A 12,713-nucleotide genomic window follows, 5' to 3' on the forward strand; every position below is an offset into this window, starting at 1 on the left:
GTGTGAAAGTAGGTAATCGTCAGGCTCCCTAAGCCAGAAACCCCCGCTCGAAAGGCGGGGGTTTTTGCATTGGTGCGCCAGAAAAGCGTGCGGCGAAGCGCGAAACGGTATGCGCGCCAGATCAGATCCTCCGGCTCCCGCCACCAGGCCGTCCCCCGAACAAAGTCCCGCGATTTGATACGATCGAACTGTCGTCGACAATGGCATCCGCCGACGTTCGTGTTCGAAACCAGGTTTTGAGGGCAGAGGGCGAGGAATGAATATCGGCGACGCGTCGCGCGAATCCGGGGTCAGCGCAAAAATGATCCGGTACTACGAACAAGTCGGCCTTCTTGCGCCGAGCAAGCGCACCGATGCCGGCTACCGGATCTACGGCGCGGACGAAGTCCATACTCTGCGGTTCATCCGTCAGGCGCGACGGCTCGGCTTTCTCGTCGAGGACATTCGCAAGCTGCTGATGCTCTGGCAGGATCGCTCACGCGCAAGCGCCGAAGTGAAATCGATTGCTCTCGAGCATGTGGCCGAACTCGACAAACGCATCGCGGAGCTGAGCGACATGCGCGACACGCTGGCCGACCTCGCCGCGCACTGCCATGGTGACGGACGACCTGAATGCCCGATTTTGGCGCGCCTCGCCGACCCGGTCGATGAACCAAATTAGTGCGTGTTCTCGAGCCTAAAAACAAGCCCTGGAGCAATATCCATTAAAATCAACGGGTTATGTGATGTTCGCCTCAGTCCATTCCAAATGGGAATGGTTGCCATGCAAGTATTTCACTAGCATCTTGGTGCGGCGTCGCTATAATTCGGGATAACCCTATACGGGAAATCCCTGAATCTCGATTCACCAGGGGTCCCTCTTCCTTGGAGAACGTCATGATCGCCTACATCGTCGAAAAGCTGAGCAACTGGTTCGAATCCGCAGAACGTGAGCGCCGTGAGGCTTACCTCGCCACGTCGTCGGACATCGTCCAGCTCGAGAGCCGCATCCGCTCGCTCGAAACCAACGGCTACTCGCTGTAATCGCAGTCCCCGTCAGGTGCCGAGCGGCGCCGAACGATAAGCAAGCCCCGTATTGACGGGGCTTTGTTTTTTTGTGCGTCGGATCTGGCGAAATCGTCGGTGCAGCGCTATGGTATGGACCTGCTTTTCATCCTGAAGGACACGATCATGCGTTTGGGTGTCGATGTGCGTCGCAGTGCCCGCGCGCGTCTCGTTGTGGGCGCGGCTGTGCTCGTCCATGGCCTCGCGGCTGGTGCCGCGACATCGTCCAAACCGCTGGTGCTCGATACGCAGCGCGGTATCCAGGACGGCAAGGGCGGATGGGTGCTGCAGACGGCACCGCTGTCGTCGCAGCCGATCGTCGAGCCGGCAGGCATGCGCGCTCCGGCCGGGCAGGCGCCGAACACGTCGGTTCCATTGTTCGTCGCCCCGTATATCAATGTTCCCGCGTGGGACGGGCAACCCGCCTATCAGCCGAGGCTCGCGCCGCGACCGCAGCCGTAACGGCCGGTCGCCGGATCAGTTGCCGCGGTGCTCGATCTGGCAGCGAGCGCCGCTATCCTGTCCCAGCATCTCGACCAGGTAGGGCAGAACCTCGTTCATGCTCTGGGCGAGCGTATACGGCGGATTGAGGATGAACATCCCGCTGCCGTAGAGGCCCAGCCCGTCGGTCGGCGGATTCGACACCGTCAGCGTCAGGTGCAGCCAGTTGTTCGGCTGCAGGCGCTTCAACTGCTCGGGAAAGCGCTGCGATTCCGTCCGCGTGACCTGCGGATACCAGATGGCATAGCAGCCGGTCGCGAAACGCTTCAGGCATTCCGTCACGCAGCTCACCGTGCGCGCGTAGTCCTTCTTGTCCTCGTAGGACGGATCGATCAGCACGAGTGCACGTCGCGGCGGCGGCGGCAGCAGCGCCTTGATACCTTCGAAGCCGTCACCGGCGAAGATCATCGCGCGTCGCCCCGCATCGCGGAAATTGTGGCGCAGCACATCGATTTCCGTCGTGTGCATTTCGAACAGGCGCATACGATCCTGCTCGCGCATCGATCGCCATGCGATGTACGGTGAACCCGGGTAGAAGTGCAGTTCGCCGTCGTCGTTCAGCGCGCGGACTTCATCCACATAGTCGCCGAGCGCCTCCGGCAGGTTCTTTTCGTTCCACAGTCGGCCGATGCCGGTATCGAATTCCGACGTCTTCGCTGCATAACCGTCGCGCAGCGAGTACACGCCGGCGCCCGCGTGCGTATCGATGTACCAGTACGATTTGTCTTTCTTGTTCAGGTAGCGCAGCAGTTGGACGACGACGGCGTGCTTGAGCACGTCCGCGTGGTTGCCTGCGTGAAAACCGTGACGATAACTGAGCATGGCTGGCTGCCTGAAACGAAGGGTGAATCGATGAAAGCGGGCGATCGTGCGCGGCCGTGAGGCCGCGCGCCGATGCGGCCGCGTATTGTACGCGAGTCGCCTCACTCGTATGCGTCGCCGACCACCGCCTCGATGCGTTGCTTCACATCCGGCGTCAGCTTCGCGGCAACCTCGAGCGCGCGCATGTTGTCGCCGATCTGGTCGATCCGCGATGCACCCGTGATGACCGAACTCACGCGCGGATTCGACAGTACCCACGCGATCGCCAACTGGCCGGTGCTGCAGCCGAGTTCGGCGGCGATCTCGCCGAGCCGCTCGACGATGTCGTTGGCGGCCCGATCGGTCAGCCGTTCGCGCATCCAGTCGTAGCCCTGCAACTGCGCGCGGCTGCCGGCTGGCACGCCGTTGCGGTACTTGCCGGTGAGCAGCCCCGACGCCAGCGGGCTCCAGGTCGTGAGGCCGAGGCCGTAATCGTCGTAGAGCCGCGCATATTCCTGCTCGACCCGGGTGCGGTGGAACAGGTTGTACTGCGGCTGTTCGACGACCGGCTTGTGCAGATGATGCCGCTCGGCGATCTCGCATGCCGCGCGGATCTCGTCGGCGCTCCATTCCGACGTGCCCCAGTACAGCGCCTTGCCGCGCACGATCATGTCGCTCATCGCCCAGACGGTTTCCTCGATCGGCGTATGGGGATCGGGACGATGGCAATAGACGAGGTCCACATAGTCGAGCTGCAGCCGGCGCAGCGAGCCGTCGATCGCATTCAGCAGGTATTTTCGGTTCAGCGTGTGATACTGATTCGGGGCTTCCGCGAGCCCCCAGAAGAACTTCGTGGACACGATATAGCTGACGCGCGGCCAGTCGAGCGACTTGAGCGCGTGGCCCATGATTTCCTCGGATTTGCCGCCGGCGTAGACCTCGGCGTTATCGAAGAAATTGACGCCCGCATCGCGTGCCGCGGCGAGGCATTCGCGCGCGACCCGCTGATCGACCTGGTTGCCGTATGTCACCCACGACCCGAGGGAAAGCTCGCTGATTTGCAGGCCGGAGCGGCCTAGCCGTCGATAGTGCATGAGAATCTCCTGCTGAACGGAACCGACCTTAAGCTTAGACGTTTTGCACGCGAACGGCGGGGCCGATCGTGCACAATGACGCTTGGCACGCCGCCACGATTTCGCGATGAGCGCGGATGCGGCGGGCGCGTGTTTTATTCGATCCGATAACGGGAGGAGACGGATATGGCAGCAGATCTGAGCGGCAAGACCGCAGTCGTCACGGGCGCCGCGAGCGGCATCGGCAAAGAAATCGCACTGGAGCTCGCCAAGGCAGGCGCGGCCGTCGCGATCGCCGACCTGAACCAGGACGGCGCGAACGCGGTCGCCGACGAGATCAACAAGGCAGGCGGCAAGGCGATCGGCGTCGCGATGGACGTGACCAACGAGGAAGCCGTAAACACCGGCATCGACAAGGTGGCCGAAGCGTTCGGCTCGGTCGACATCCTCGTGTCGAACGCGGGCATCCAGATCGTCAACCCGATCGAGAACTACTCGTTCGCCGACTGGAAGAAGATGCAGGCGATCCACGTGGACGGCGCGTTCCTGACGACGAAGGCCGCGCTCAAGCACATGTACAAGGACGATCGCGGCGGCGTCGTGATCTACATGGGTTCGGTGCACTCGCACGAAGCGTCGCCGCTGAAGTCGGCGTACGTGACGGCCAAGCACGGTCTGCTCGGCCTGGCGCGCGTGCTGGCGAAGGAAGGCGCGAAGCACAACGTGCGCTCGCACGTCGTGTGTCCGGGCTTCGTGCGCACGCCGCTGGTCGACAAGCAGATTCCGGAACAGGCGAAGGAGCTCGGCATCAGCGAAGAGGAAGTGATCAAGAAGGTGATGCTCGGCAACACGGTCGACGGCGTGTTCACGACGGTGCAGGACGTCGCGCAGACGGTGCTGTTCCTGTCGGCGTTCCCGAGCGCCGCGCTCACGGGCCAGTCGGTGGTCGTCAGCCACGGCTGGTTCATGCAGTAACGCGGGGCGGGCGGCATAGCCGCCCACCGCGCCGAACGGTACAAAAAAACGCGCTCCGTGGAGCGCGTTTTTCATGTCGGCAGGGCGGGCCTGGTGACGGCTGCCGCCCGACGCGGCTTTACTTCAGGACTGCTGCGACCGCATTGGCGACCGCGTCGAGGTTGCGCGTGTTCAGCGCGGCGACGCAGATCCGGCCCGTGCCGACCGCATAGATGCCGAACTCGTCGCGCAGGCGATCGACTTGCGCCGAGGTCAGGCCCGAATACGAGAACATCCCGCGCTGTGCGTTGATGAAGCTGAAATCGCGATCGACGCCGCTTGCCTTCAGGCGCTCGACGAGACCATTGCGCATCGCGCGGATGCGATCGCGCATTTCGCCGAGTTCCTGCACCCACGAAGCGTGCAGTTCCGGCGACGCGAGCACCGCTGCGACCACCGCGCCGCCGTGGGTCGGCGGGTTCGAGTAGTTCGTGCGGATCACGCGCTTCAGTTGCGACAGCACGCGCGTGGCTTCTTCCTTGCTCGACGTGATGATCGACAGCGCGCCGACGCGCTCGCCGTACAGCGAGAACGACTTCGAGAACGACGACGACACGAATGCGTTCAGGTCGGCCGCGGCAAACAGGCGCACGGCAGCGGCATCGGCGTCGATGTTCTCGCCGAAGCCCTGGTAGGCCATGTCGAGGAACGGCACGAGGTTGCGCGCCTTCACGACGTCGACGATCTGTTGCCATTGCGCTTCGGTCAGGTCCACGCCGGTCGGGTTGTGGCAGCACGCGTGCAGCACGACGACCGTGCCTGCCGCGTAGCCGTTCAGCGCCGACAGCATGCCTTCGAAGTTCACGCCGTTGGTGGCCGCGTCGTAATACGGGTAGGCGACGACTTCGAAGCCGGCCGCTTCGAACAGCGCGCGGTGGTTTTCCCAGCTCGGATCGCTGATCGCGACCTTCACGTTCGGATTCACGGTGCGCAGGAAATCGGCGCCGATCTTCAGCGCGCCCGTGCCGCCCAGTGCCTGGGCCGTGACCACGCGGCCCGCCGCGATCAGCGGCGAATCGTTGCCGAGCAGCAGCTTCTGCACGGCCGCATCGTAGGCGGCGATCCCGTCGATCGGCAGGTAGCCGCGCGGCAGGCCGGCCTCGACACGTGCCTTCTCCGCTTCGCGCACCGCGCGCAGCAGCGGAATCTTGCCGTCTTCGTTCGTGTACACGCCAACGCCGAGGTTGACCTTGGTCGGACGCGCATCGGCGTTGAAGGCTTCGTTCAGGCCCAGGATCGGGTCGCGGGGAGCAAGCTGGACAGCGGAGAAGAGCGACATGATGATTCGGCAGTAGTGAAAAGAGGGTCAGGCTTTCAGCCGGCGGGACGGGCGCAGCGGACCGCGCGCCCACGGCGCGACGCCGGAAAGCGCAGCAGCCTGATATTGTAGCGAATTCGCGCTGGCGGGGGCGGTGATTCCGTCGCGTTTCGGCGGCGAATCGCGATTTCGGGCGGCCGTCGCGCGGCAGGAGCCGACAGCAGTTCGCGCGGCCGCGAAGCGCTAGAATGCTTTCTTTGCCCTTGCTCCGGCCGCATTCCATGTCCGAACATCATGCCGAAGTCGGCGACGCGCTCGACGAATCCAAATTCGTCACTTTCGAAGGGTCGCCGTTCCAGCTTTACCAGCCGTATCCGCCCGCGGGCGACCAGCCGACCGCGATCGACACGCTCGTCGAAGGCGTCGGCGACGGCCTTGCCTTCCAGACGCTGCTCGGCGTGACGGGTTCGGGCAAGACCTTCACGATGGCCAACACGATCGCGCGGCTCGGCCGCCCGGCGATCGTGTTCGCGCCGAACAAGACGCTCGCGGCCCAGCTTTACGCGGAGTTCCGCGAGTTCTTCCCGCGCAACGCGGTCGAGTACTTCGTGTCGTACTACGACTACTACCAGCCTGAGGCCTACGTGCCGCAGCGCGACCTGTTCATCGAGAAGGATTCGTCGATCAACGAGCACATCGAACAGATGCGGCTGTCGGCGACGAAGAGCCTGATGGAGCGTCGCGACGTGGTGATCGTCGCGACCGTGTCGGCGATCTACGGTATCGGCAACCCGTCCGAATACCACCAGATGATCCTGACGCTGCGTACGGGCGACAAGCTCGGCCAGCGCGACGTGATCGCGCGGCTGATCGCGATGCAATACACGCGCAACGAGCAGGATTTCCAGCGCGGCACGTTCCGCGTGCGCGGCGACACGATCGACATCTTCCCGGCCGAACATGCGGAAATGGCCGTGCGCGTCGAACTGTTCGACGACGAAGTCGAGACGCTGCAGCTGTTCGATCCGCTGACCGGGCGCGTGCGGCAGAAGATTCCGCGCTTCACCGTGTATCCGTCGTCGCACTACGTGACGCCGCGCGACACCGTGATGCGCGCGGTCGAGACGATCAAGGACGAACTGCGCGAACGGCTCGAGTTCTTCCATCGCGAGGGCAAGCTCGTCGAGGCGCAGCGCCTCGAGCAGCGCACGCGCTTCGATCTCGAGATGCTGCAGGAGCTCGGCTTCTGCAAGGGCATCGAGAACTATTCGCGGCATTTCTCGGGCGCGGCGCCCGGCGATCCGCCGCCGACGCTCGTCGACTACCTGCCGCCCGATGCGCTGATGCTGCTCGACGAATCGCACGTGCTGATCGGCCAGCTCAACGGGATGTACAACGGCGACCGCGCGCGCAAGGAAAACCTCGTCAATTACGGCTTCCGCCTGCCGTCGGCGCTCGACAACCGGCCGCTGAAGTTCCACGAGTTCGAACGCAAGATGCGCCAGGTCGTGTTCGTGTCGGCCACGCCGGCCGATTACGAGAAGCGCGTGACGGGGCAGATCGCCGAGCAGGTCGTGCGACCCACGGGCCTCGTCGATCCGGAAATCGAAGTGCGCCCGGCGAGCTCGCAGGTCGACGACGTGCTGACCGAGATCAACGCCCGCGTGAAGGCCGGCGAGCGCGTGCTGATCACCGTGCTGACGAAGCGCATGGCCGAACAGTTGACCGAGTTCCTGGCCGACCATGGCGTCAAGGTGCGTTACCTGCACAGCGACATCGACACGGTCGAGCGCGTCGAGATCATCCGCGACCTCCGGCTCGGCACGTTCGACGTGCTGGTCGGGATCAACCTGCTGCGAGAGGGGCTGGACATTCCCGAAGTGTCGCTCGTCGCGATCCTCGACGCGGACAAGGAAGGCTTCCTGCGCGCCGAGCGCTCGCTGATCCAGACGATCGGCCGCGCCGCGCGGAACGTGAACGGCAAGGCGATCCTCTACGCGGACAACATGACCGAGTCGATGAAGCGCGCGATCGGCGAAACCGAGCGGCGCCGCGCGAAGCAGATCGCCTACAACGAAAAGATGGGCATTACGCCGCGCGGCGTCGTGAAGCGCATCAAGGACATCATCGACGGCGTCTACAACGCCGACGACGCGCGTGCGGAGTTGAAGGAGGCGCAGCAGCGCGCGAAATTCGAGGACATGTCGGAAAAGCAACTCGCGAAGGAAATCAAGCGTCTCGAGAAGCAGATGGCCGACTACGCGAAGAACCTCGAATTCGAGAAAGCCGCCGCCACCCGCGACCAGCTTGCCGTGCTGCGCGAACGCGTGTTCGGCGCGAACGTCGGCGACCACATCAGCGGCGGTCGGTAAATCTTTCCAAGCGTCACTGAATCCTTTTGGTAAAGCGCCTGTAAGCCTTGTCGGATCAGGGGTTTACGGCGCTCTCCGTTTGTTCCGAAACGGGTTCGGTGCTAAACTCCGCATGTATTGAGAATAGTTCGCATTAACGTTCTTCGTCGCGTTAGTGTTTCCAGCGGGTGGCCCAGGCGGGTCGCTCGCATGTCGTCAAGATAGTCAGACAAATAACAAGGAGTGTCCATGTTGGGTTCTTCGTTCATCCGCACGACGGTTGCGGTAGCGGCGGCGCTTGCCGCGATGTCGGCCTCGGCGGCCGAGTATCCGATCGGCAAGCAGCAGATCCAGGGCGGCATGGAAATCGGCGCGGTGTACCTGCAGCCGATCACGATGGACCCGGAAGGCATGATGCGCAAGGCGTCGGATTCCGACATTCACCTCGAGGCCGACATCCATGCGGTCAAGAACAACCCGACCGGTTTCGCGGAAGGCGACTGGATGCCGTACCTGCAGGTCACGTACAAGCTGACGAAGCAGGGCGACACGAAGTGGAAGGCCGAAGGCGACCTGATGGGCATGGTCGCGAGCGACGGCCCGCACTACGGCGACAACGTGAAGCTCGCCGGCCCCGGCAAGTATCACCTGACGATGGTCGTCAAGCCGCCGATGCAGTCGGGCCACATGGCGTTCGGTCGCCACGTCGACAAGGAAACGGGCGTGGGCCCGTGGTTCAAGCCCATCACGCTCGAGTACGACTTCCCGTTCGCCGGTATCGGCAAGAAGGGCGGTTACTGATCGGTGGCATCACGAACGGCGCGCTTCGGCGCGCCGTCGGCGTAGAGAACCCAGAATGAAAATTCCCCAGAAAATCGTTACCGCAGCCGCTGCGCTGTGGCTTGCCGGCGCGGCGCATGCGGCCGATCTGCCGACGTTCAAGCTCGAGATGACGGATGGCAAACTGACGCCCGCCCGCATCGAAGTGCCGGCCGGCCAGCGTTTCAAGATCGAGATCAGGAACACCGGCAAGGGCGCCGCCGAATTCGAGAGCGTGCAGTTGCGCAAGGAGAAGGTGCTCGCGCCGGGCGCCGATTCATTCGTGGTCGTCGCCCCGCTGTCGCCGGGCGAATACAAGTTTTTCGACGATTTCCACCAGCAGGCTCAGGGCGTGATCGTCGCGAAGTAACGCGTTTTATCTGCGCGCGGGCGCGCCAGTCCCTTGCCCCGCGCGTCAGGAGGTATCGATGGGTCAGATCTTGTTCATCGTCTGGCGGGAGAGCGTCGAAGCGCTGCTCGTCGTCGGCATTCTCTATGCATGGCTGAAAAACGGCGACGACGACGCGCGCCGCGGCCTGCCTTTCCTCTGGGCCGGTGTCGCTGTCGGCCTGCTGATGGCCGTCGGCCTCGGCGCCGCGCTGGTCGGGTTCACCGAAGTGTTGTCCGGCGACGCGCAGGATTATTTCCAGACGGCGATGGTGCTGATCGCGTGCGTGCTGATCGTGCAGATGGTGCTGTGGATGCGCCGGCACGGGCGCACGCTGAAGCGCGACATGGAGCAATCGCTGCAGCAAAGCACGCGCGATTCGAACTGGTGGGGCGTCGCCGTGCTGGTCGCGCTCGCGATCGCGCGTGAAGGCAGCGAGACGGTGATCTTCCTGTACGGCCTCGGTTTCGGCCAGTCGGGCCACGTCGACGGCAGCCAGATGCTCGCGGTCGTGATCGGTCTCGGTCTCGCGTTCCTCACGTTCTATCTGCTGCAGCTCGGCGGCAAGTACTTCTCGTGGCGGCATTTCTTCCGCGTCACCGAAGTGATGCTGCTGTTCCTCGGTGCGGGCCTGTTCCAGACCGGCGTCGACAAGCTGATCGACAAGGAAATCCTGCCGCTCGGCATTTCGCAGGTGTGGGATACGTCCGCGATCCTCGATGATTCGGGCACGTTCGGCTCGCTCGTCGCGACGCTGACCGGCTATCGCGCACACCCGGCGCTGACCAACCTGGTGGCCTATGCGGTCTACTGGGCGGTCGTCTGGCTGCTGATGAAGCGCGCGAGCCGCCGTCCGGCCGTTGCTGCGGGTCGCGCGGCATGAGCGTTGTCGCCGCCGTCAAGCCAGGCTGGCTCGCGCAGGCCGGCCAGTGGATGCAGCGCCACGGTGCGCTGATCCGCGGTATCCAGTGGATCGTCGTCGCCGTCTACGCGTTCCTGATCATCGTGCCGGCCGTGTTGCCGCTGCCGGACGATTCCGCGCATCTGTGGAACAACCTCACGCTCATCGCGCAATTCGCGTTCTGGGGCATCTGGTGGCCGTTCGTGCTGCTGTCGATGGTGATGCTCGGACGCGTCTGGTGCGGCGTGCTGTGTCCGGAGGGCGCGCTCACCGAATACGCGAGCAAGTTCGGCCGCGGCGGCCCGATTCCGCGCTGGATCCGGTGGGGCGGCTGGCCGTTCGTCGCGTTCGGCATCACGACGATCTACGGACAGATGGTGAGCGTGTACCAGTACCCGCTCGCGGTGCTGTTCGTGCTCGGCGGCTCGACCGTCGGCGCGATCGTGATCGGCGTGCTGTACGGTCGCGAAAAACGCGTGTGGTGCAAGTACCTGTGCCCGGTCAACGGCGTGTTCGGGCTGCTCGCGCGGCTCGCGCCGATGCGCTACAAGGTCGACGAGGATGCGTGGCGCCGTTCGTACAAGAACGGCGAGCACGGCCATCGCGTGATTCCGATCAACTGCGCACCGCTCGTGCCGTTGCGCAACATGAAGGGTGCGGCGGCCTGCCATATGTGCGGTCGTTGCAGCGGGCATCGCGACGCGATTTCGCTGTCGCTGCGCTCGCCGTCCGACGAGGTCGTGAACCTCGGTGCGGAGCAGGCCAACCCGTGGGACACCGCACTGATTCTCTACGGCCTGCTCGGCGTGGCGATCGGCGCGTTCCACTGGACCGTCAGCCCGTGGTTCGTGCAGATCAAGCAATGGCTCGCGGGCTGGCTGATCGACCACGACATCACGTGGCCGCTCGAGACCAATGCGCCGTGGTTCCTGCTCACGCACTACCCGGATCGCAACGACGTCTTCTCCTGGCTCGATGGCGGGCTGGTCGTCAGCTATATCGTCGGTACCGGGCTCGTGTACGGCACGGCGTTGCTGGTGTTGCTGGCCGGCGCAACGCTGATGCTCGGCCGCTTCGATCGCGTGCGTTTGCATCACCTCGCCCAGGCGCTGATCCCGATCGCGGGTGCGGGCGTGTTCCTCGGACTGTCGGCCACGACGCTGTCGTTGCTGCGCGCCGAGCATGTGCCGCTCGGCTGGGCAACCGATGTGCGCATCGCGATTCTGGTCGGTGCCAACGTGTGGAGCGCGTGGCTCGCGTGGAAGGTGACGGGGCGCTATGCGGCATGGCCGCGCCGGCTCGCGGCATTCGCGTGGTTCGCCGTCGGGCTGGCCGTCGTCGACAGCGCATGGTGGTTGATGTTCTGGGGATTCTGAAGCGGCTTGCATGCCGCTTTCTTCGGCCGTCGTGCGTTGTGCGGCCACATACACGCGGGCCGCATGCCGGGCCCATTCGCGGCTCGAACAAAAAAGCGACACGTCGTTGGACGTGTCGCTTTTTTTCTTCCTTGTGCGAGAACCAAAAAAGTGGCTTGGCTTGCTGCAACGGCTGCTTGAGTGTGTTTGCACGAAGGGGTCTAGATCTCGCGTGCAAGCCGTTACGCTGGCTACTGCCCAACACCTCTCAGGGAGGTGGTCCCCACAATACTCGGTCGTTACTTCGTCAGGATCAGTTTGCCGAGCCGCGTGGCGCGCAACTGATAAGTCTCTCCGTTATGCGCGATGCTGATGTGGCTCTGGCCTTGCAGCAGCGTATCGCTGTTGACGACCCGCGTGCCTGCATCGCGGTTGCCGGCGGGTTTCGCCGGCGTGGTGACCGCTGCCGTCTTCTGACGGCTGCTGGCTGCGGTGCCGGTCGTGCGGCGCAGGGTCAGCGTGGTCGGGCGCATGGTGTCGGTCATTCGGTTTGATCGGTGACTGTCGATACGATGGAATGAATTCTAAATGATAACTATTCCCATTTACAAAAACTCTTTATCGATCGAAATGCCGAGACTGATAGCTTGAATCAAAAGCGGCGGCCCGCAGGCCGCCGCCGGGTTCAGTGCAGCGGATCAGGGTCCTTGCGCCCCTGCGCGTATTCGCGGATCAGGCGAACGGTGTCGATGTCCGACGTGCGGTATGCCTCCTTGACGATCCCGTGCGTCTGCCGTGCTTCTTCGCTGTCGTCCGTGACCGTCAGCGTCGTGCGGTACTCGAAACGCAGGAACAGTTCGCGGTCGTCGCGCTCTTCGATCGTCATCGTCAGCGAGCCGCCGATCTCGCCGTCGGCCGCGCGGATGTCGTAGCGGACCTGCTGATTCGGCGTGAACGTCACGTGGTCACGCACGGTCGCGTGACCGTAATGCAGTTCGCGTTCGAGCGTCGTGTCGGTGCGTTCGTGAATGACGCAGCTGTCGAGGCCGATCACGAACAGTTGCGGCTGCTCCGCACGCAGCACGAGGCCTTCCCAGAGCTGGTCGCGGGTGAGGGTCGGCACGCCCGGATCGTCGGAGTTGATCTGGATCAGATGTTCGAAGTTCAAGGGGAGGGGTTCCTTCTGGTGGCGGGTGGCCACATGGTTC

At 63.9% G+C, this 12,713-nt stretch carries 14 protein-coding genes; 9 read left to right on the plus strand and 5 right to left on the minus strand.

From position 1 onward, the window contains the following. Window positions 1-256 precede the first annotated feature (256 nt). The 3 genes from cueR to DFS13_RS23245 all read left to right on the plus strand — a co-directional run bounded on the left by cueR (window position 257) and on the right by DFS13_RS23245 (window position 1,506). Window positions 257-661, plus strand: coding sequence for a Cu(I)-responsive transcriptional regulator (gene cueR, locus DFS13_RS23235; protein WP_006483878.1), 405 nt, complete (start codon window positions 257-259; stop codon window positions 659-661). Window positions 662-876: 215 nt separating this feature from the next. Further along, on the plus strand, window positions 877-1,023 hold the full coding sequence (locus DFS13_RS23240) for a DUF3563 family protein (RefSeq protein WP_006478295.1): 147 nt from the start codon (window positions 877-879) through the stop codon (window positions 1,021-1,023). Between the two features lie 114 nt (window positions 1,024-1,137). Next, complete coding sequence (locus tag DFS13_RS23245; protein ID WP_080431225.1) at window positions 1,138-1,506, plus strand: hypothetical protein; 369 nt, start codon at window positions 1,138-1,140, stop codon at window positions 1,504-1,506. Window positions 1,507-1,521: 15 nt separating this feature from the next. Here DFS13_RS23245 and DFS13_RS23250 read toward each other — a convergent pair whose 3' ends face one another. Next, entirely contained in the window at window positions 1,522-2,367 is an 846-nt protein-coding gene (locus DFS13_RS23250) for a 23S rRNA (adenine(2030)-N(6))-methyltransferase RlmJ (RefSeq protein ID WP_034201517.1), read from the minus strand. A 101-nt stretch (window positions 2,368-2,468) separates the two neighbouring features. After that, window positions 2,469-3,440, minus strand: a complete 972-nt coding sequence (locus DFS13_RS23255) for an aldo/keto reductase (protein ID WP_006483886.1) — start codon at window positions 3,438-3,440, stop codon at window positions 2,469-2,471. Window positions 3,441-3,605: 165 nt separating this feature from the next. Here DFS13_RS23255 and DFS13_RS23260 point away from each other — a divergent pair, with 165 nt between their 5' ends. Then, window positions 3,606-4,394, plus strand: coding sequence for a 3-hydroxybutyrate dehydrogenase (locus DFS13_RS23260; RefSeq protein ID WP_006483876.1), 789 nt, complete (start codon window positions 3,606-3,608; stop codon window positions 4,392-4,394). A gap of 118 nt (window positions 4,395-4,512) precedes the next feature. Here DFS13_RS23260 and DFS13_RS23265 read toward each other — a convergent pair whose 3' ends face one another. Further along, on the minus strand, window positions 4,513-5,712 hold the full coding sequence (locus DFS13_RS23265) for an amino acid aminotransferase (protein ID WP_006483879.1): 1,200 nt from the start codon (window positions 5,710-5,712) through the stop codon (window positions 4,513-4,515). Between the two features lie 260 nt (window positions 5,713-5,972). Between DFS13_RS23265 and uvrB the strand changes: the two genes are divergently transcribed. The 5 genes from uvrB to DFS13_RS23295 all read left to right on the plus strand — a co-directional run bounded on the left by uvrB (window position 5,973) and on the right by DFS13_RS23295 (window position 11,526). After that, on the plus strand, window positions 5,973-8,063 hold the full coding sequence (gene uvrB / locus DFS13_RS23275) for an excinuclease ABC subunit UvrB (RefSeq protein WP_006483873.1): 2,091 nt from the start codon (window positions 5,973-5,975) through the stop codon (window positions 8,061-8,063). Between the two features lie 228 nt (window positions 8,064-8,291). Beyond that, window positions 8,292-8,843 carry an iron transporter gene (locus DFS13_RS23280; RefSeq protein WP_006483880.1) on the plus strand — a complete coding sequence of 184 codons (552 nt, stop codon included), beginning with the start codon at window positions 8,292-8,294 and terminating at the stop codon, window positions 8,841-8,843. Between the two features lie 55 nt (window positions 8,844-8,898). After that, window positions 8,899-9,231 (plus strand): cupredoxin domain-containing protein, encoded by a 333-nt coding sequence (locus tag DFS13_RS23285; RefSeq protein ID WP_006483872.1) that lies wholly within the window; start codon window positions 8,899-8,901, stop codon window positions 9,229-9,231. A 58-nt stretch (window positions 9,232-9,289) separates the two neighbouring features. After that, window positions 9,290-10,132: an FTR1 family protein gene (locus DFS13_RS23290; protein ID WP_006483868.1), complete on the plus strand. Its 843-nt coding sequence runs from the start codon at window positions 9,290-9,292 to the stop codon at window positions 10,130-10,132. Beyond that, window positions 10,129-11,526, plus strand: coding sequence for a 4Fe-4S binding protein (locus tag DFS13_RS23295; RefSeq protein WP_006483874.1), 1,398 nt, complete (start codon window positions 10,129-10,131; stop codon window positions 11,524-11,526). The genes DFS13_RS23290 and DFS13_RS23295 overlap by 4 nt, the downstream gene beginning before the upstream one ends. Window positions 11,527-11,804: 278 nt before the next feature. On the opposite strand, the gene hemP is transcribed toward DFS13_RS23295, so the two are convergent. Both hemP and DFS13_RS23310 read right to left on the minus strand, forming a co-directional pair. Further along, on the minus strand, window positions 11,805-12,050 hold the full coding sequence (hemP, locus tag DFS13_RS23305; RefSeq protein WP_006483877.1) for a hemin uptake protein HemP: 246 nt from the start codon (window positions 12,048-12,050) through the stop codon (window positions 11,805-11,807). Window positions 12,051-12,190: 140 nt separating this feature from the next. After that, entirely contained in the window at window positions 12,191-12,673 is a 483-nt protein-coding gene (locus tag DFS13_RS23310; protein WP_006483882.1) for an SRPBCC family protein, read from the minus strand. Window positions 12,674-12,713 lie beyond the last annotated feature (40 nt).

It is taken from the genome of Burkholderia sp. 28_3 (assembly GCF_003253915.1).
GTDB classification, from domain to species: Bacteria; Pseudomonadota; Gammaproteobacteria; order Burkholderiales; family Burkholderiaceae; genus Burkholderia; species Burkholderia cenocepacia.